This is a genomic window from Aminobacter sp. P4_H6_2 (assembly GCF_056400805.1).
Genome location: NZ_JBFUKO010000042.1, coordinates 1 through 18,991, shown reverse-complemented (window position 1 = coordinate 18,991; position 18,991 = coordinate 1). Strand labels below are relative to the sequence as shown.

Sequence of the window (18,991 nt, the reverse complement as noted above, 5' to 3'; positions counted from 1 at the left end):
ACGCGCGTCCGCGCCGCACTGTTCATGGCAGCCCTTGTCGCCGCACGTCACAACCCTGTCCTCAAGGCCTTCCGCGACAGGCTCGTTGCCGCCGGCAAGCCCAAGATCGTCGCCATCGTCGCGACAATGCGCAAGCTCCTCACCATCCTCAACGCCATGATCCGGGACCAAAAACCATGGCAAACCGCTTGACCGCCAAGACAGTCGCTCTCCCCGTGAAATACGGGGAGAGGGAGGGCGTCGGCGTTGCCGCTTTTCCCTTCTCCCCGTCATTACGGGGAGAAGGTGCTACACGCGCGCCCTAGGAACGCTAGCTGCCGCTGCCCCACGGGCCATGGAACGCGCCCGGCGCATCGATGCGCTCGAAGCCAYGCGCACCGAAGAAGTCGCGCTGCGCCTGCGTCAGGTCGGTCGAACCCCGGCCCTGGCGATAGCCGTCGAAATAGGCAAGCGCCGACGACAATGCCGGCACCGGCAGGCCGGCCTCGGCGGCACGGGCGACGATGCGGCGCAGCGACGGATGCGCCTTGCCCATCATGTCGACGAAGGCCGGCACCATCAGCAGGTTGGTCGAGGCATCCGCCTTGCCGAAGGCCTCGGCGATGGTGTCGAGGAACTGCGAGCGGATGATGCAGCCGGCGCGCCAGATCTTGGCGATSGTCGGCATCGGCAGGTTCCAGYCGAACTCCTTGGAGGCTGCGGCCATGACCGCAAAGCCCTGCGCATAGGCAGCGATCTTGCCTGCAAACAATGCAAGCTCGAGATCGTGAAGCACCTCGTCCTTGCTGCCGGCAAACTTGAGCGTGTTGGCACCATAGGCCTTTTCCGCCGCCAGCCGTTCGTCCTTCATCGACGACAGCACGCGCGCCGCCACCGCCGCTTCGATCGCCGTCGCTGGAATGCCGAGTTGCTGTGCTTCGATCACCGACCATTTGCCGGTGCCCTTCTGGCCGGCGCGGTCGAGGATGATGTCGACCACCGGCCGCCCGGTCTTAGGATCGTCTGCCTCGAGCACGGATGCGGTGATCTCGATCAGGTAGGATTCGAGGCGACCCTTGTTCCAACCGGCGAAGACGGGAGCGATCTCTTTCGGCTTCATGCTGAGCCCGTCGCGCAGGATGCCGTAGATCTCGGCGATCATCTGCATGTCGGCATATTCGATGCCGTTATGGATGGTCTTGACGAAGTGGCCGGCGCCGTCTGTGCCGAGCCAGGCGGCACAGGGCTCGCCCTTGAACTTGGCCGAGATCGCGGTCAGCACGCCTTCGACACGTTTGTAGGATTCGGGCGTGCCGCCGACCATGATCGAGGGGCCGTGGCGCGCGCCCTCCTCGCCGCCCGAAACGCCCATGCCGATGAAGGTCAGGCCCGAGCCCTCCAACTCCTTGAAGCGGCGCATGGTGTCGCGGAAGTTGGCGTTTCCGGCATCGATGATGATGTCGTTGGCCGACATGGCACCGCGCAGTGCCGCAATCTGTTCGTCGACGGGGGGTCCCGCCAGCACCATGATGATGACAGGACGCGGCGGGCGGATCGCGGCGGTCAGCTCCTCGATCGAGGCGCATGGCACCACCATGTCGCGCAGCGCACCGGCCGATTCGACAAATGCCTGCGTGCGGGCCGGCGTGCGGTTGAAGACGGCGATGCGGTGGCCCTTTTCGGCGATGTTCAGCGCCAGGTTCGAGCCCATCGTGCCCAATCCGATCAGTCCGATTTCGGCTTTTTCCATGGTCGTTATCCCGTCTGCTGATTTCACGTGCCAGAGGCGGCGGCATGATTGACCGTGCCCGGGCCAAGGTCAACTCGCAGCCCGGCGCGCGCATGGTGGCGAGCGATCAACTCGTCGTGCCTTGGCCAAAGGCGCGGCCGCGCTAATCCTTGCGGCGGCGCCCGTAAAGCTCGAGCCGATGGTGGACGATGTCGTATCCAAGCTGGCGGGCGATTTCCTGCTGCAGCTGTTCGATACGGTCTGAACGGAACTCGATCACGTCACCGGTATCCATGTCGATTAGGTGGTCGTGATGATCACCGCCCGCCTGCTCGAAACGCGACGGCCCGCCCTCGAAGGCATGGCGGTGGATCGCACCCATTTCCTCCAGGAGCTTCATCGTCCGGTAGACGGTAGACAAGGAGATGCTCTTGTCGATGGTCTCGGCGCGGCGGAAGATTTCGAGCGCGTCGGGATGATCCTCGGTCTCGCCCAGAATACCCAGGATGATCTTGCGCGGACGCGTGATGCGGATGCCCGCCTTGCGCAACGCTTTTTCGTAATCGGGCTTCTTGGATCCGGGCTTGGTGGCAGTCTTCGTCATGGCCCGACTATGTGCCAGATGACACCCAGTTGCAAAAGATTATGTGTGCGTTCATCCCCAGAAGAAGGGGCGCTTCCGTCGCGCCCCGCATTCCCATGCGATAAACTGGCGATGACGATACGGCAGGTTCAGAGGGCGTGGAAAAGCGGGCAATGGGGGCAAGCTGTATTGTTGCACTGTCAAGCAAATCTTCAATGTCTCGTTCCTTCCCACCCCCCTCTGGCCTGCCGGCCATCTCCCCCACAAGGAGGGAGATTAGTCGCATCCACGGCAGCGCTCGTCCTGCGATTTAGCAGAAAGTGAACGCTGCGACGTTGGTGGTTGGCCAGAAGGCAAATGAAGGCGTGATCTCCCTCCTTGTGGGGGAGATGGCCGGCAGGCCAGAGGGGGGCAGGAAGGAACGAGACGTCGCAGGTAGCAGCCTCGAGCCGCCAGCAAGAATGTGCGCGTGGGGAACCGTCCCACAATCCGCCCGTCCTCATTGCCATCTCGCAGCGCATTGGCACCTTCAGCCATATCGGCGCGCCTGGATGCTTCACCCTAGGTTGCAAACTGCGGCACGCAGGCCACCAAACTACCCCGACTTGCCCTCTTCCTCGAAGGTCACCGCGACATCGGCATTGGCCGACAGGCGTACCTTGTTGCCTTCGGTTTCGGCGACAAGGGCGGTGGAAATGTAATGGTGGTGGCCACGATGCCTGCCTTCGCCGCCATCCTGCTTGGTCAGCTTGATGCGGCCGTTTTCGACCTTGTCGACAGTGCCGATGTGAACGCCGTCGGCGCCGATCACTTCCATATGCTCGCGAATTCCCGAGGTGGCTGACACGATCGTTCTCCTTGGTTGGAATTGGCAAACGACAACGCGCCAGCTGCCGATTGGATGCGAGCTGGCGCTCAAAAGGCATCGGCGCAGTGTTTTCATGCGCCTCAGTTGCAAACGATTTGCAATTGCATTGACAAGGGCGCGAGGTGCCATTAGGTAAGGCATCGTAGCTGCCGCCCGTTCGGTGCGGCGTTCTCGTACGGGATTTCCATGACAGCCTTTCGTGCCACACTTGCCGCCATCGCCATGCTGGGGGCCATGCTCGGACTTTCGGCCTGCTCGCAAGAGAGCGAAGCGGGCGGCAAGATGAAGGTGGTCACCACCTTCACTGTGATCGCCGACATCGCCCGCAATGTCGCCGGTGACGCGGCGGAGGTGGAATCGATCACCAAGCCCAATGCTGAGATCCACAACTACCAGCCGACGCCGGGCGACATCATCCGCGCCCAGAAGGCCGATCTCGTCCTGTGGAACGGGCTGAACCTCGAAATGTGGTTCGAAAAATTCTTCGAAAATCTCGACGGCGTGACACAAGCCGTTGTTTCGGATGGCGTGGCGCCCATGGGCATTGCCGAGGGCCCCTATACCGGCAAACCCAACCCGCATGCCTGGATGTCGCCTGAGGCAGCGCTCATCTATGTCGAAAACATCCGCAAGGCCTTTGCCGCCAAGGACCCCAAGAACGCGGAGGTCTACGCCAAAARCGCCGCAGCCTATGCCGCCAAGATCAAGGCGACGGTGGCGCCCATCCATACCGCGATCGAGACCATTCCCGAACAGCGGCGCTGGCTCGCCACCAGCGAAGGCGCGTTCTCGTATCTGGCGCGCGACTTCAACCTGAAGGAGGTTTATCTTTGGCCGATCAACGCCGACCAGCAAGGCACGCCCCAGCAGGTGCGCAAGGTGATCGACCTCGTCAAGGCCAACAACATTCCCGCCGTGTTCAGCGAAAGCACGGTGTCGTCGAAGCCGGCCGAGCAGGTCGCGCGGGAAACGGGCGCCCGCTATGGCGGCGTGCTGTATGTCGACTCGCTGAGCGATGCCAGCGGCCCGGTGCCGACCTATCTCGACCTGATGCGGGTCACCACCGAAACCATCGTCAAGGGGCTCGCCCAATGAACGTGCCGTTGAAGGGGCGCCCCGCAACCACAGCGCTGTCAGGCGAAGGCCTGCGCGTCGACAACATCTCGGTCACCTACCGAAACGGCCACACCGCCCTTCGCAACGCCTCCTTCGCCATTCCGCGTGGCACCATCACCGCCCTTGTCGGCGTCAACGGCTCAGGGAAGTCGACCCTGTTTAAGTCGATCATGGGCTTCGTTCCGCTCGCCACAGGCAGYGTTTCGATATTCGGCGAGCCGGCACGCGAGGCGCTGAAGAAAAACCTCGTCGCCTATGTGCCGCAGAGCGAGGATGTCGACTGGAACTTTCCGGTGCTCGTCGAAGACGTGGTCATGATGGGCCGCTATGGCCACATGAACTTCTTCCGCATGACACGCGCGGTCGACCGCGAGGCGGTGGATGCGGCACTCGAACGCGTCGGCATGGCCGATTTCCGCACGCGCCAGATCGGCGAGCTTTCCGGCGGCCAGAAGAAGCGCGTCTTCCTGGCCCGCGCCCTTGCCCAGGAGGGCGAGATCATCCTGCTCGACGAACCGTTCACCGGCGTCGACGTGCGCACCGAAGAAGCGATCATCACGCTGTTGCAAGGCCTGCGAGACGAAGGCCGCGTGATGCTGGTGTCGACGCATAATCTGGGCTCGGTACCGCGTTTCTGCGACCGCGCCGTGCTGGTCAACCGCACCGTGCTTGCCTCCGGGCTGACGGCCGAAACCTTCACCAAGGCCAATCTCGAAAAGGCCTTTGGCGGCGTGCTGCGTCAATTCATCCTTGGCGGCGCCGAACTGCACCAGGACGCGGCCGACACACGCCAGGTGACGGTGCTGACCGACGACGAGCGCCCCTTCGTCATCTATGGCGATGACGCCGAGAAAGACGTTGCAGCCAAGAAGGGCGGGCGCAAGAAATGATTGCCACGCTCCTGGAGCCATTCGGCTACGGCTACATGCTCAACGCCATGTGGGTGTCCGCCCTAGTCGGCGGCGTCTGCGCCTTCCTCTCGGCCTATCTGATGCTCAAGGGCTGGTCGCTGATCGGCGACGCGCTTTCGCACTCGATTGTGCCAGGCGTCGCCGGCGCCTACATGCTGGGCCTGCCGTTCGCGCTCGGCGCCTTCATTTCTGGCGGGCTTGCAGCGGGCGCTATGCTTTTCCTCAACCAGCGCACCAAGCTGAAGGAAGACGCCATCATCGGGCTGATCTTCACCTCGTTCTTCGGGCTTGGCCTGTTCATGATCTCGCTGTCACCGGCCTCGGTGAACATCCAGACCATCGTGCTCGGCAATATCCTGGCGATCACGCCTTCCGACACGCTGCAGCTGGTGCTGATCGGCGGCATTTCGCTCGCCATCCTGCTCGCCAAATGGAAGGACCTCATGGTCGCGTTTTTCGACGAAAACCATGCGCGTTCGATCGGGCTCAAGCCCGATCTGCTCAAGGTGCTGTTCTTCATGCTGCTGTCGGCCTCGACGGTCGCGGCGCTGCAGACCGTCGGCGCATTCCTGGTCATCGCCATGGTGGTGACGCCGGGGGCCACCGCCTATCTGCTCACCGACCGCTTTCCGCGACTGATCGCAATCAGCGTGGCTATCGGCTCGATCACCAGCTTTGTCGGCGCCTATGCAAGCTATTTCCTCGACGGCGCGACGGGGGGCATCATTGTCGTCGCTCAGACGCTGATCTTCCTGATCGCGTTTGTCTTCGCACCCAAGCATGGGCTGCTGGCGTCGCGAAAGCGGGCACGGCAAGCACTGGAGGCGGGGATATGATGATGATGGGTCTCATTCCTTCCCACCCCCCTCTGGCCTGCCGGCCATCTCCCCCGCAAGGGGGGAGATCAACTGTCATCACCACCTTCGCAAACCGCCGACATTCCAAAACAAGCGCCGACCTCAAAGCTGCTGATCTCCCCCCTTGCGGGGGAGATGGCCGGAAGGCCAGAGGGGGGTGGCGTGGAGCGCCGACCTACGTGGTGCAGCCATGATCGAAACCCTGACCCTCCCCTTCGCATTCCCGTTCATGCAGCAGGCGTTCGTCATCGCCCTGCTTGTGGCGGTGCCGATGGCGCTGCTGTCGTGTTTCCTCGTGCTCAAGGGCTGGTCGCTGATGGGCGACGCCATCAGCCATGCGGTGCTACCCGGCGTGGTGCTGGCCTACATCGCCGGCATTCCGCTCGCCGTCGGCGCCTTCGCCGCCGGCATGACCTGCGCGCTGGCGACCGGCTATCTCAAGCAAAACAGCCGGATCAAGGAAGACACCGTCATGGGCATCGTCTTTTCCGGCATGTTCGGCCTCGGCATCGTGCTCTACACCAAGATCCAGACCGACGTGCATCTCGACCATATCCTGTTCGGCGACATGCTGGGCGTGAGCTGGAGCGATGTCGGCCAGACGGCTGTCATCGCGCTGATCGCCACCGGCGCGATCGGCCTGTTTCGCCGCGATCTGTTGCTGCACGCCTTCGACCCGCAGCACGCGCAGGCGATCGGCCTACCGGTGAAGCTGCTGCATTACGGGCTGCTGTCGATCCTGTCGCTGACCATCGTCGGCGCGTTGAAGGCCGTCGGCATCATCATTGCCATTGCGATGCTGATCGCGCCGGGCGCGATCGCCTATCTGCTCACCGACCGCTTCGAGCGTATGCTGATGGTGTCGGTTCTGGTGGCGGTGCTGTCGTCATTCCTGGGGGTCTATCTCAGCTTCTTCATCGACAGCGCGCCGGCGCCGACAATCGTGCTTTTGATGAGCCTGACCTTTGTTGCCGCTTTCTTCATCTCGAAGCGCCGGACAGCGCTGCGGGAGCGGCAGGTGATGGCAGCGGATTGAGGTCGTCTCAAGCCGCTGCCGCAGTCAGCCGGCGGCGGGCGAACGAATGGCCGTCGCTGTCGAAGATGTGCAGCTCGTCGGGGCTGGCGGCGAGCCGGATCTTCGCACCGCGCTTGACCTCGACATTGCCGGGCAGCTTGGCCACCAGTGGCTGATCGGCGCGGCCGATGTCGACATAGACAAGCTGGACCTCGCCGAGCTGCTCGACATAATCGACGAGACCCTCGAACAGGTAGTCCTCGCCGGTCGCGACATAGAGGTCCTCGGGCCGCACGCCGAAGCTGACCGTCTTGCCCTGGGCATCAGTGGGCGTTGCCACCGGCACCGAGGTCTTGTGGCCGCCGACGTGGCTGACCAGGCTGTTCTCGCCCGTCCTGTCGATGGTGCCGCCGACGATGTTCATCGCCGGCGAACCGATGAACTGGGCGACGAACAGGTTGCCGGGGTGCTTGTAGAGCTCCATCGGCGTGCCGACCTGCTCGATGCGGCCKTCCTTGAGCACGACGATGCGRTCGGCCAGCGTCATCGCCTCGACCTGGTCRTGRGTKACGTAGATCATCGTGGTGTTGGGCATCGATTCCTTGAGCTTGGCGATCTCGATGCGGGTAGCGACACGCAACGCCGCGTCGAGGTTCGACAGCGGCTCGTCGAACAGGAAGACCTTGGGGTTGCGAACGATGGCGCGGCCGATGGCGACGCGCTGGCGCTGGCCGCCCGACATCGCCTTGGGCAGGCGGTCGAGATATTTGGTCAGCTGGAGAATCTCGGCCGCCGCCCGCACGCGCTTGTCGATCTCAGCCTTGCTTTCCTTGGCGATCTTCATGCCGAAGGCCATGTTGTCGTAGACGGTCATGTGCGGATAAAGCGCGTAGGACTGGAACACCATGGCGATGCCGCGCTTGGAGGGCGGCACGTCGTTGACCTTCTCGCCGGCGATCTCAAGCGTGCCGCCGCTGATCTCCTCAAGCCCTGCAATCGAGCGCAAAAGCGTCGACTTTCCGCAGCCCGAGGGGCCGACGAAGACGATGAACTCGCCCGATTTGATGTCGAGGTCGATGCCGTGGAGAATGTGCAGATTGCCGTAAGACTTCTTGACGTCCCTGAGCGTTAGATCGGCCATGGTTACCTCCCAGATTTTTCTTTCCGGCGATTAGACGAAGCGCCCGAACCAGGCGCCGTAACCACCGAGCCGGACTGCGCCGGCATTGGCATTTCCATCGAGCCCGTGTCCCGGCAGGGGTTGCAGGCCTCGACCTCCAAGATCAACGTTAGCTGCTGTGCTGCCAAGATTGAAGACGCACACGATCTCCTCGTTGCCCTCGCGACGCGTAAAGGCAACGGTATCGCCGTCGGCCTTGAGGAACGAGATATCGCCCTTGGCCAGCGCCGGATGCGCGCGGCGGAATGCGAGAAAGCGGCGGTAGTGTTCGAGCAGCGAGGCGGCGTCGCCTTCCTGCGTGTCGACGGCCTTGGCGAGATGTTCCGCAGGCACCGGCAGCCACGGCTTGACTGACGAGAACCCGCCGTTCCTGGCATCCTTGTTCCAGACCATCGGCGTGCGGCAGCCGTCGCGGCCCTTGAATTCCGGCCAGAAGCGGATGCCGTAGGGGTCCTGCAGGTCCTCGAAGCCGAGGCTGGCTTCGGTCAGCCCAAGCTCCTCGCCCTGGTAGATACAGACCGAGCCGCGCAGCGACATGAGCAGTGCCGAGATCACCTTGAGATAGGCGGTACGATCGGCCTCGCCCATGCCCCAGCGCGAGGCGTGGCGGACGACGTCGTGGTTGGAGAAGGCCCAGCACGACCAGCCGTCGCTGGCAGCCTTGCCGAAGTCTTCCAGAACCGTGCGCACCTTGGCGGCGGTGATTTTTTCAGGAGCCAGGAAGTCGAAGGCATAGCACATCTGCACCTTGTCGCCGCCAGCGGTGTAGGAGGCAACGACCTCCAGCCCGCGCTGGGAATCGCCGACCTCGCCGACAGCTGCGGCCGCCGGATATTCGTCGAGAACGGCGCGGAAGCGGGCGAGGAATTCCAGGTTCTCGGGCCTGCTCTTGTCGTAGATGTGATCCTGGAAATTGTAGGGGTTCACCGCAGGCGCGGTCTGGTCGTTGCGCTCTTCGGGTGGCAGTGCGGGATTGTCTTCCAGCCCCGCCGAATGGAAATAGAAATTGATCGTGTCGAGACGGAAGCCGTCGACACCACGTTCGAGCCAAAAGCGCGTGACGTCGAGCAGCGCGTCCTGGACGTCACGGTTGTGGAAGTTGAGGTCCGGCTGCTCGGACAGGAAATTGTGCAGGTAATACTGCATCCGACGCGTGTCCCACTGCCACGCTGAGCCGCCGAAGATCGACAGCCAGTTGTTGGGCGGGCTGCCGTCGGGCTTGGCGTCGGCCCAGACATACCAGTCAGCCTTGGCGTTGTCGCGGCTCGCCCGGCTCTCCTTGAACCAGGGGTGTAGGTCGGAGGTGTGCGAGATGACGCCATCGATCATCACCTTGAGGCCAAGGCGGTGTGCTTCTGATATCATGGCGTCGAAATCGGCCAGCGTGCCGAACATCGGGTCGATGTCGAGATAGTCCGAAATGTCGTAGCCGAAATCCTTCATCGGCGACTTGAAGAATGGCGAGATCCAGACAGCGTCCGCGCCAAGGGACGCGATATGCGGCAGCCGCTCGATGATGCCCTTGAGGTCGCCGATGCCGTCGCCGTTCGAATCCTGGAAGCTGCGGGGGTAGATCTGGTAGATCACCGCCCCCCGCCACCAGTCGCGGTCGACAGCGGTTTCAGGGTGTTCAAACTTGCGCATTGCGGCCTGCATGGAGCTAGCCTCCCTTGACTGAGCCCGCGAGCAGCCCGCGGACGAAATAACGTTGGAGCGAGAAGAACACGATCAGCGGCACGATGATGGTGACGAAGGCCGAGGTGGTGAGGATTTCCCAGTCGCCGCCTCGCGAACCAAGCAGCGCGTTGAGCTTGCCGGTGAGCACCAGCTGGTCGGAACCGCTGCCGAGGAACACCATCGCCACCAGAAGGTCGTTCCAGACCCACAGGAACTGGAAGATGGCGAAGGAGGCGAGCACCGGGAAGGACAGCGGCAGCACGATCTTGACGAAGATCTCGAAGTCGCTGGCGCCGTCGATGCGGGCGGATTCCATGATCTCGCGCGGCAGGCCGGCGATGTAGCTGCGCAAGAGGTAGATGGCGAAGGGCAGCCCAAAGCCGGTATGCGCCAGCCAAATGCCGAGATAGGTCTTGGCCGGCACGCCGAAGAACAGGCCGACGCCATTGTAGAGCTTGAGCAGTGGGATCAGCGACATCTGCAACGGCACGACCAGTAGGCCGATGATGACGGCGATCAGAAGCGCGCGGCCGGGAAAGCGCATCCAGGCGAGCGCATAGGCGGCATAGGCGGCGATCAGGATCGGGATGATGGTCGCCGGAATGGTGACCGTCAGCGAGTTGATGAAGGAGCGGCCGATGCCTTCGGAAAACAGCACCGTGCGGTAGTTGTCGGTGGTGAAGCGCGGCGGTGCCGACGACGCGTAGTAGACGCGCTGGCCGCGGTCGCCCTCGAAGGCTTTGGGTGATTGCATCACGAAGGAACCGTCGGCATTGAGCAAAAGCGAAACGCCTTCCCCGAGATCGGCGACGTCACCCGCCTGATATTGCGTCGGCGCCGCCGCCTTGGTGCCGAAGGCGCTGATGCTACGCGCCGGACCGTCACCGAAGATGTTTCCTTCGATGACGAATTTTCCGTCCTTTTCGACCTGCGCCGAAGCACCTGGCAGCCGTCCGGCTTCGGTCTGCGAGGAGGTGGAAAGTGCCGTCCACCAGCCGGAGACGATGAGTTGGTCCTTGTCGCGCAGCGAGCTTACCAGGATGCCGAGCGTCGGGATTGTCCAGATGGCGACGAAGACGAATACCGCGATATGGACGCCGAAGCGGCCGAGGAAGGACTTTCCGCTTGCACTGGCCATGTCAGTGTCCTCCCCCGCCTTCGCGATTGGCCTGGCGGATGTTCCAGATCATGATCGGAACCACAGCAAGCATGATGATGACGGCGATCGCCGCGCCACGGCCGAAATCGCCGCCGCCACGGAACATCCAGTCGAACATCAGATTGGCCAGCACCTGGCTGTTCCATTGCCCGTTGGTCATGGTCAAAACGATGTCGAAGACCTTGAGCACCAGGATGGTAATGGTGGTCCAGACGACCGCGATCGTGCCCCATATCTGCGGAACCATGATCTTCCAGAAGATCTGGAACGGGTTGGCGCCGTCGATGACGGCCGCCTCAATGGTTTCCTCGGGAATGCCGCGCAGGGCCGACGACAGGATGACCATGGCAAAGCCGGTCTGGATCCAGATCAGGATCACCATCAGGAAGAAGTTGTTCCAGAACGGTGTCGAGATCCACACCTGCGGATTGCCGCCGAGATATTGCACGGCGGCGTTCAGGATGCCGATCTGGGTCTGGCCTTCGGCGCGGTATTCGTAGACGAATTTCCAGATGACGCTTGCGCCGACGAACGAGATGGCGAGCGGCAGGAAGACCAGGCTCTTGGCGATATTGCCCCACCAGATCTTGTCGGTGAGCACCGCGATGATCAGGCCGAAGAAGGTGCAGGCGGCTGGAACGACGGCCAGCCACAGCAGGTTGTTGAAGATCGAATTGCGGAACTCACGGTCGCCGAAGGCCCAGCTGTAGTTGGCGAGGCCAACGAAGTTCTCGCCGCTGCGATCCATGAAGGAGAGCCTCAGCGTTTCGATCACCGGATAGACGAGATAGACGGTGACGATCAGCATGGCCGGGCCAACGAACAGCCATGGCCGGATCAGGCCCTGACGGCGCAGATTGTCGACGGCGGCAGCGCCGGAAACGCCGCGCGATGGAAAGACCGCGTCGAGGATCTTGTTGGCGCCCCAGTAATAGACGACGCAGCCGCCGACGCCGACGATGATGGTGAAAATGGCCGAAAGTATCTGTGCCGTCATGGGATCAGTCCCTTTTCAACGGGCTGGTTCGAGCAGACTGCCAGTGTTGGATGGACGCCGGCCTCAACCGTTCTCCGCGACACCCCGGGTGTTCTCCGTAACACCCTGCGGCAGCCCGCTCCCGGCGGGAGGGGAAACCGGGAGCGGCGCCGCCGGACCTTCTCCCCGACGGGGAGAAGGTGGCCGCGGAGCGGCCGGTCAGAGGGCTTCGCTTGCGCGTCGCCCTACTTGATCGCGTCCCAGCTCTTTTGGATGTCGGACGCGACGTCGGGCGCGGGCTTGCCGCCAACCAGATCGATCATGCCGGTCCAGAAGGCGCCGGCGCCGATCTTGCCCGGCATCAGGTCGGAACCATCGAAGCGGAAGGTCGAGGCATTGACCAGGATGTCACCCTGCTTCTTCAGCGCCTCGTTGGCGTAGGCGTCCTTGTTCGCCGTCTTGAGCGGGGTCAGGAAGCCCGACTGCGCCATCCAGATCTCATGAGCGAGCGGCATCTTCAGGAAGTCGATGAAGGCGCGCGCGGACTTGGAGTCCTTGGCGATGGTGAACAAGGTACCGCCACCGAGCACTGGATTGCCGAGCTCAGGCTTGGCGGCCATTGGCGGCAGGTAGAAGAAGTCGGCATCCTCGCCGAGCTTGGTGCCTTCGGGGAAGAAGGACGAGATGAACGACGCCTGGCGGTGCAAATAGCACTTGGGCGGAACGGCAAACAGGCCCTTGGGGCTGTCGCGGAAGTCGGTCGCCGCCACCGCTGCCTTGCCGCCGTCAACATATTTGTCGTTGGTGGCGATCTTGGCGAAGATGTCGAGTGCGTTGATCACCGCCGGATCGTTGAACGGGATCTCGTTTTTGGTCCACTTGTCGTAGACATCGGGTGCCTGGGTGCGCAGCATGATGTCTTCGACCCAGTCGGTGGCCGGCCAGCCCGTGGCACCACCAGAGCCCAGGCCGATGCACCATGGCACGCCGCCGTCGGCGACGATCTTGTCGGTCAGGGCCTGCATCTCTTCCCACGTCTTGGGRACCTCATAGCCGGCTTCCTCGAAGTTTTCCGGCACGTACCAGACCAGCGACTTCAGATCGGCCTTGAATGGGAACCCGTAGAAACCGGGCTTGCCGTCCTTGCCGTTGAAGGTGCCGAGGTCGACCCAGGACTGGCCGGCACCGTAGTTTTCCTTGACGAAACTGGCCGTGCCCTCGTCGAGCGGGGCGAGCAGGCCTTTTGAAGCCAAATCCTGGATCAGGCCAGGCTGCGGCAGAATGGCGATGTTGGGCGGGCTGCCGGCTTGCGTGTCGATGACGATCTGCTGTTCGTAATTCTCCGACGACGAGTAGTTGATCGTCACACCGGTGGCCTCGCTGAAATAGTCGAGCACCGAGCGTGCCAACGCCTCGTCTTCGCCGCGCCATGGCCCGAAGATCGAGAGCGTCTCGCCCTTCAGGTCGACCTTCTTGAGTTCGTCGAAATTTGCCCAGGTGAAACGGGCATCCTCGCCCGGCTTGAACTTCAGCTCCGCCGACGCGGGCGCGCTCAGGGCAACGGCAGCAAACGCCACGCCCAGTAACAGGGACTTCCTCATGGTCTTCCTCCCAGTGGATCGAAAACTCCGGACGGAACCTCCATTCCATCCGCCTGCATCGCTCCGACTGTGCCCCAGTCCTGCGCAAGCTGCAACCGCATCACGCAACGGCATTTCAAAGCGCTTTGGCTCGCTTCATCAGGTCATCAGAATCGAAAAGAGTCAAGAGTGCCGGCAGGCTAATCGATTTAGAAGTCGCCAGAATGTGCGCTGCAGCATGCTTTTTGGCGCTGCAGCAGCAAATTTCGCTTCAAACCAGGCATTTGCGCGCCTATTCTCGCTGGCATGAAGCGTCTTGTTTGCTCGACATCCGGGCGAAGCCTGATTTAAAGCGCTTTGGGAATCGGAGCCGAGGTGAACCTCAAACAGCTGTCGTTGATGCTCGAACTTTCGCAGACGACGGTGAGCCGTGCGCTGAACGGCTATCCGGAGGTCAGCGAGGAGACGCGGCGCCGGGTCACGGATGCCGCCAAGCGCCACGGCTACCGGCCGAACCCGAGCGCGCGCAGGCTGGCGACCGGCAAGGCCGGCATGATCGGCTACGTCATGCCGACGGGTGCCGCCGTCGACATCGATCCGCATTTCGTCGAGTTCCTGTCGGGTCTTGGCGACTATGCCCGCGGCCACGAGCTCGACCTGGTGCTGAGCCCGGCGGATGCCCAGGACGAGGAGACGACCTACAGGCGCATCGTCGCCAACAAGCAGGTCGACGCGCTCTACATCTCGGCACCCTGCAGCGCCGACAAGCGGGTCACGCTCGCCCACCAGCTCGGCATCCCTTTCATCGTGCATGGCCGCAGCGAAGGGCTTGATTTCGACTATCCGTTCATCGACATCGACAATGAAGGCGCCTTTCACGACGCGACGCGGCTGCTCGTCCAGCTCGGCCACAAGCGCGTCGCCCTGATCAATGGCGACGACACCCAGACCTTCGCCATTTTCCGCGAGCGCGGCGTCAGGCGGGCGCTGTCGGAAAGCGGGCTGGTGCTGGAGCCAAGGAACATTCGCTCGCTGGCAATGACCGAAGAGAATGGCTATCGCGCCGCGCGCGGCCTGCTGGAGGCATCCGAGGCACCGACGGCGATCGTCTGCTCAAGCCTGCTCATGGCGCTCGGCATCGTGCGCGCCGCGCGCGACCTCAACCTTGTGATGCCGCGCGACCTGTCGCTGGTCAGCCACGACGACGTCTTCCACTGGCTGAAGCCGGAGCATTTCTCGGTGCCGCTGACAACGACCCGCTCGTCGATCCGCGCTGCAGGGGCCCGCGTGGCCGAGCGGCTGGCGGCACGGATTTCTGGGCTGGAGGACGGCGCGCGCGGCGAGGTCTGGCCGGTCGATCTGGTGGTGCGCGGGTCCATCGCGGGGGCCAAGGGCTGACCTGCGCCGTACAGACTCGGTTAGCTCACGGCATGGACGGCCCAATCAACCTTAGCCCCGGCATCGGCGGCCTCACCAGCTAGATCTTGGTGGCGCCGCCGTGATTGGCCGGCAGCGAGCGCGCGCGCAGCGGGGCGACCGAGGCGTGGCGCTGGAAGGTCTCCTCGCCAAGCGCCTCGACCTTGTGGCTGGGCAGATCAGACAACAGCCCCGCGACCCGGGTGAACGATTGCTCGAGCGCCCTTTCCTTGATCACACCAGCCTTCAGGCCGGCCGACATGTAGTCGATCATGCGCATGATGATCTCGGTGTCGGCCCAGTAAGCGCACATGCACAACAGATCGCAGCCGGCGTTGATGATGCTGGTCGTCGTCTCGGGCTTGTCCAGCCGCTCCGATATCGCCTTCATGCCGAGATCGTCGCTGACCACCACGCCCTCGTAGCCAAGCTCCTTGCGCAAGATGTCCTGCAGGATGACGCGCGACATCGTCGCCGGAATACCCGGGTCGATCTGCGAAATGACGATATGCGCGGTCATGATCATGCGCGTGCCGGCATCGTTGAAATGGCGGAACGCTTCGAGCTCGCGGCTGCGGAACGTCTTGGGGTCGACGTCGATGACGGGCAGCGAATAGTGAGAATCCACGGCCGTGTCGCCATGGCCGGGGAAGTGCTTGGGACAGCCCAACACACCTTCGGCCTGGAGCGCGTCGAGGAACTCGCGTGCCGCCGGCACCACATCGTGAGGCGTCGTGCCGAACGAGCGTTGCCCGATGACCGGGTTGGCCGGGTTCGAGTTGACGTCGACGACGGGTGCGAAATTGACGTTGAAGCCGAGCGACCGCAGCTCGATGCCCATCGCCTTGCCGACATCGCCCGCTTGCTTGGGCCATTCGCGCGCATAAGCAAACGGCGTGATCGGTGCCGGCGGACGCAGCACACCGCCGCCTTCATGGTCGATCGAAATGATGACTTCGTCACGCTCGATATATTCGCGCACATCGGCAAGCAGCTTGGCGTGGCTTTCCAGCCAATCCTCATATGGCGCATCGGGAAGGAAGTTGGCGCGGAACAGCACGACACCGGCCGGCTTGAGCAGCGACAAAACCCGCTTGTCCTTGTCGCCGAGCACGTGCCCCGGCTGCAGGCCGATAAGAAAACGATGTCCAAAAGACGCAGGCCCGCGTCCGAGATCGAATGTAAGATCCATGCTTCGCCAACTCCGCCTGATGTCAGGTGCCACGCACTGCTTGTGGCAGCCTGTTCCAAACAAGTCCTTAGTGCATGAGCTGAAAAAGCGGAATCGGTTTTCAAACCAGCGAGGGTTGAAATCGGGCGGCCAGCATCCTGCCAGCCGCCCGAACCGTCATTGACGGTCATATGGCGCTATGCGCTTGCGTCCTGGCGCCCAGCAATCAGCTCGCCCTCGGCACGGTCCGCCTCGGTGACCGAGGTAAACCGCTTCAGGCGGCGGGCAAACCAGGCGTTGAGGTCGTCCATGGTGGCGAACATGACAGGCACGACGACCAGGGAAAGCAGCGTCGAGGTGATCAGCCCACCGATCACCGCGACAGCCATCGGCGCGCGGAAGCTGGCGTCGGCGCCGAAGCCGATCGCCGCCGGCATCATGCCGGCCACCATGGCGATCGTGGTCATGATGATCGGGCGGGCGCGGGTCATGCCTGCCTTCATCAGTGCCGCGCGCCGGTCCAGCCCCTCGGCGCGGCATTCGATGGCGTAGTCGACCAGCAGGATAGAGTTCTTGCAGACGATACCCATCAGCATCAGGATGCCGATCGTCGACGACAGGTCGAGTGCCGCGCCATAGGCGAGCAGCGCCAAAGCCGCGCCGCCCAGCGACAGCGGCAAGGCGATCAGGATGGTGACCGGCTGCAGGAAGTTCCTGAACAACAGCACCAGCACCGCCATGACCATCAGGATGCCCGCCACCAGCGCCTGCGCGAAGCCGCGGAACATCTGCGTCATCTCTTCGGCCGCGCCATATTCGATATGGCTGACGCTTGCGGGCAGGCTCTTCAGCGCCGGCAATGCGGCGACCGCTTTCATCGCATCGCCAAACACCACGCCGTTCAGATTGGCCTCGACCGCGACCAGGCGCTTGCGGTCGAGCCGTTCGACCTTGCCTTCCTCGGCGCCGAACGAAATGTCGGCGACCGAGGTCAGCGGCACGACCTTGCCGTCGGCCGTGCCGACACGCAGCTTGCGCAAGGTTTCGAGATCGCCACGCGCCGACTTGTCGAGCAGCACGCGGATGGGCACCAGACGGTCGCCAAGGTTGAACTGCGCCGAATTTGAGTCGGTTTCCCCGAGCGTGGCGATACGCGCGACGGTGCCCAGCGACACCACCGAAACGCCGAGCCGGGCCGCCTCGTCCAGGCGCGGCTTGACCAGAAGTTCCGGCGCCAGCGGCGCCTGGTTGGACAGCACGTTGGTCAGTTCCGGCAACAGGCGCATTTCAGCCTCGAGCTGGTAGGCGGCCCTGTTCAGCTCCTCGGGATTGTTGCCCGCGAGATAGATCGAAACCTCCTTGCCGCCCTGATCCGAGACGAAGGTGAACTGGATGTCAGGCGTATTGGCCAGGATCGGACGCGCGGCGAGTTCGAACGACTTGCGGTCGAGTTCGCGCTCGCCGCGTGGCTTGAGCTTGATGATCAAGGTCACCTTGTTGACGTCGTCGGTGGTCACCAGCACGCCCGCGACCTCAGGCCTTGCCTTCAACTCGCGCACGATCTTGTCGGAGACATCAGCGGTTTCCTCCAGCCGCGTGCCTGGAGGCAATGTTACCTGCGCTTGCGAGACGTTGCCGTCACTGCTTGGCACAAAACCGGTGGGCAACTGGGTCAGAAGGAAGACCGAGCCGGCAAAGAACACAGCGACCAGGCCAAAGGTCGTCTTGCGGTGATCGAGCGTCCAGCCCAGCACGGCGAGATAGCGCAGCGACAGCTTCGACGGCTCGGCCGAATGACTTCCCCCAGCCTTCGGCTGCAGCAGATAAGCCGCCATCAAAGGGGTGAGCAATCGCGCCACGACCAGCGAGATCAGCACCGCAACAGCCACCGTCACGCCGAACTGCCTGAAGTACTGGCCAACAGCACCGCCGATGAAACTGACCGGCGCAAACACCGCAACGATGGTCAAGGTTGTCGCAACGACCGCGAGGCCGATCGCATCGGCACCCTCGATCGCCGCGAGATAGGGCCGCTTGCCCATATCGACATAACGTTCGATGTTTTCGATCTCGACGATGGCATCGTCGACGAGGATGCCGATCACCAGCGTCAGCGCCAAAAGGCTGACGCTGTTCAGCGTGTATCCGAGCAACTCCATCACCCAGAAGGTCGGCAGGATCGACAGGGGCATCGCCACAGCCGCGATCAGCGTCGCGCGCCAGTTGCGCAGGAACAGAAACACCACCACCACCGTCAGCGCCGCACCTTCGACAAGCGCGGTCACCGCGGCGTTGTAGCTTTCCAGCGTGTATTCGACGTAGGAAATGACCTCGTTGAACGCAACGTCCGGCGTCCGCGCCGCAATTTCGGCCAGGCGCGTGGTCACCGCATCGGCGACGACCGTATCGCTGTGGCCCTTGGAGCGGGAGATGGAAAACCCAACGACGGCCTCGCCATTGAAACGTGCGAAACCCCGCGGCTCGGCCGGTCCGTCCTTGATGGTGGCGATGTCGCGGAGCTGCACCCAGCGGTTTCCTGGCAACGAGACCGAAAGGCCGGACAGCTCGTCGAGCGACCTCACCGAGCCCAGGGTGCGGATCGACTGCTCTCGTTCACCAATCTCGCCGCGGCCACTTGGAACATTGACGTTGATCTGGCGCAGCGCTGAATTGACCTGGTCCGCCGTCACCCCCAACGCCAGCAACCTGTCGGGGTCGAGCGATACGGTGATTTCGCGGTTGACGCCGCCGAAGCGCGCGACCTTCTGCACACC

Annotated in this window: 16 protein-coding genes and 1 pseudogene; 7 read left to right on the top strand and 10 right to left on the bottom strand. The window is 63.1% G+C overall.

What is annotated here, in order from left to right; genetic code table 11:
- Positions 1 to 192 (top strand): annotated as a pseudogene (locus AC1DUU_RS05840) (IS110 family transposase); the annotation flags it as partial.
- Positions 193 to 310: 118 nt separating this feature from the next.
- Here the strand turns inward: AC1DUU_RS05840 and gndA are convergent.
- The 3 genes from gndA to AC1DUU_RS05825 form a co-directional block, all read right to left on the bottom strand.
- Positions 311 to 1,729, bottom strand: a complete 1,419-nt coding sequence (gndA, locus tag AC1DUU_RS05835) for an NADP-dependent phosphogluconate dehydrogenase (RefSeq protein WP_476782473.1) — start codon at positions 1,727 to 1,729, stop codon at positions 311 to 313.
- Positions 1,730 to 1,871: 142 nt separating this feature from the next.
- Positions 1,872 to 2,312 (bottom strand): Fur family transcriptional regulator, encoded by a 441-nt coding sequence (locus AC1DUU_RS05830; protein WP_476782472.1) that lies wholly within the window; start codon positions 2,310 to 2,312, stop codon positions 1,872 to 1,874.
- A gap of 574 nt (positions 2,313 to 2,886) precedes the next feature.
- Positions 2,887 to 3,138 (bottom strand): DUF2171 domain-containing protein, encoded by a 252-nt coding sequence (locus AC1DUU_RS05825; RefSeq protein ID WP_476782471.1) that lies wholly within the window; start codon positions 3,136 to 3,138, stop codon positions 2,887 to 2,889.
- Between the two features lie 255 nt (positions 3,139 to 3,393).
- Between AC1DUU_RS05825 and AC1DUU_RS05820 the strand changes: the two genes are divergently transcribed.
- The 4 genes from AC1DUU_RS05820 to AC1DUU_RS05805 all read left to right on the top strand — a co-directional run bounded on the left by AC1DUU_RS05820 (position 3,394) and on the right by AC1DUU_RS05805 (position 7,079).
- Positions 3,394 to 4,254: a metal ABC transporter substrate-binding protein gene (locus AC1DUU_RS05820; protein WP_476782475.1), complete on the top strand. Its 861-nt coding sequence runs from the start codon at positions 3,394 to 3,396 to the stop codon at positions 4,252 to 4,254.
- Complete coding sequence (locus tag AC1DUU_RS05815) at positions 4,251 to 5,165, top strand: manganese/iron ABC transporter ATP-binding protein (protein ID WP_476782470.1); 915 nt, start codon at positions 4,251 to 4,253, stop codon at positions 5,163 to 5,165. Before AC1DUU_RS05820 ends, AC1DUU_RS05815 begins: the two co-directional genes overlap by 4 nt.
- Complete coding sequence (locus AC1DUU_RS05810; protein WP_476782469.1) at positions 5,162 to 6,022, top strand: metal ABC transporter permease; 861 nt, start codon at positions 5,162 to 5,164, stop codon at positions 6,020 to 6,022. Before AC1DUU_RS05815 ends, AC1DUU_RS05810 begins: the two co-directional genes overlap by 4 nt.
- Positions 6,023 to 6,233: 211 nt before the next feature.
- Complete coding sequence (locus AC1DUU_RS05805; RefSeq protein WP_476782468.1) at positions 6,234 to 7,079, top strand: metal ABC transporter permease; 846 nt, start codon at positions 6,234 to 6,236, stop codon at positions 7,077 to 7,079.
- Between the two features lie 7 nt (positions 7,080 to 7,086).
- On the opposite strand, the gene AC1DUU_RS05800 is transcribed toward AC1DUU_RS05805, so the two are convergent.
- Genes AC1DUU_RS05800 through AC1DUU_RS05790 form a run of 3 tightly spaced genes read right to left on the bottom strand, consistent with a single transcriptional unit; the run spans position 7,087 to position 11,005 of the window.
- Positions 7,087 to 8,199: an ABC transporter ATP-binding protein gene (locus tag AC1DUU_RS05800; protein WP_476782467.1), complete on the bottom strand. Its 1,113-nt coding sequence runs from the start codon at positions 8,197 to 8,199 to the stop codon at positions 7,087 to 7,089.
- Positions 8,200 to 8,229: 30 nt separating this feature from the next.
- Complete coding sequence (gene bglA / locus AC1DUU_RS05795) at positions 8,230 to 9,882, bottom strand: beta-galactosidase BglA (RefSeq protein ID WP_476782466.1); 1,653 nt, start codon at positions 9,880 to 9,882, stop codon at positions 8,230 to 8,232.
- A gap of 16 nt (positions 9,883 to 9,898) precedes the next feature.
- Positions 9,899 to 11,005: a carbohydrate ABC transporter permease gene (locus AC1DUU_RS05790; RefSeq protein WP_476782474.1), complete on the bottom strand. Its 1,107-nt coding sequence runs from the start codon at positions 11,003 to 11,005 to the stop codon at positions 9,899 to 9,901.
- Here AC1DUU_RS05790 and AC1DUU_RS05785 point away from each other — a divergent pair.
- Entirely contained in the window at positions 10,925 to 11,107 is a 183-nt protein-coding gene (locus tag AC1DUU_RS05785) for a DUF2934 domain-containing protein (protein ID WP_476782465.1), read from the top strand. The genes AC1DUU_RS05790 and AC1DUU_RS05785 overlap by 81 nt on opposite strands.
- Here AC1DUU_RS05785 and AC1DUU_RS05780 read toward each other — a convergent pair.
- Positions 11,055 to 12,071 carry a carbohydrate ABC transporter permease gene (locus AC1DUU_RS05780; RefSeq protein WP_055981230.1) on the bottom strand — a complete coding sequence of 339 codons (1,017 nt, stop codon included), beginning with the start codon at positions 12,069 to 12,071 and terminating at the stop codon, positions 11,055 to 11,057. The genes AC1DUU_RS05785 and AC1DUU_RS05780 overlap by 53 nt on opposite strands.
- A 224-nt stretch (positions 12,072 to 12,295) precedes the next feature.
- Complete coding sequence (locus AC1DUU_RS05775; protein WP_476782464.1) at positions 12,296 to 13,651, bottom strand: ABC transporter substrate-binding protein; 1,356 nt, start codon at positions 13,649 to 13,651, stop codon at positions 12,296 to 12,298.
- A gap of 354 nt (positions 13,652 to 14,005) precedes the next feature.
- Here AC1DUU_RS05775 and AC1DUU_RS05770 point away from each other — a divergent pair, with 354 nt between their 5' ends.
- Positions 14,006 to 15,028 carry a substrate-binding domain-containing protein gene (locus AC1DUU_RS05770; protein ID WP_476782463.1) on the top strand — a complete coding sequence of 341 codons (1,023 nt, stop codon included), beginning with the start codon at positions 14,006 to 14,008 and terminating at the stop codon, positions 15,026 to 15,028.
- 79 nt (positions 15,029 to 15,107) lie between these two features.
- Here the strand turns inward: AC1DUU_RS05770 and AC1DUU_RS05765 are convergent, their stop codons facing one another.
- Positions 15,108 to 16,238: a glycoside hydrolase family 3 protein gene (locus AC1DUU_RS05765; protein WP_476782462.1), complete on the bottom strand. Its 1,131-nt coding sequence runs from the start codon at positions 16,236 to 16,238 to the stop codon at positions 15,108 to 15,110.
- Positions 16,239 to 16,414: 176 nt separating this feature from the next.
- Positions 16,415 to 18,991: efflux RND transporter permease subunit (locus tag AC1DUU_RS05760; protein WP_476782461.1), on the bottom strand; the 2,577-nt coding region annotated here is incomplete at its 5' end.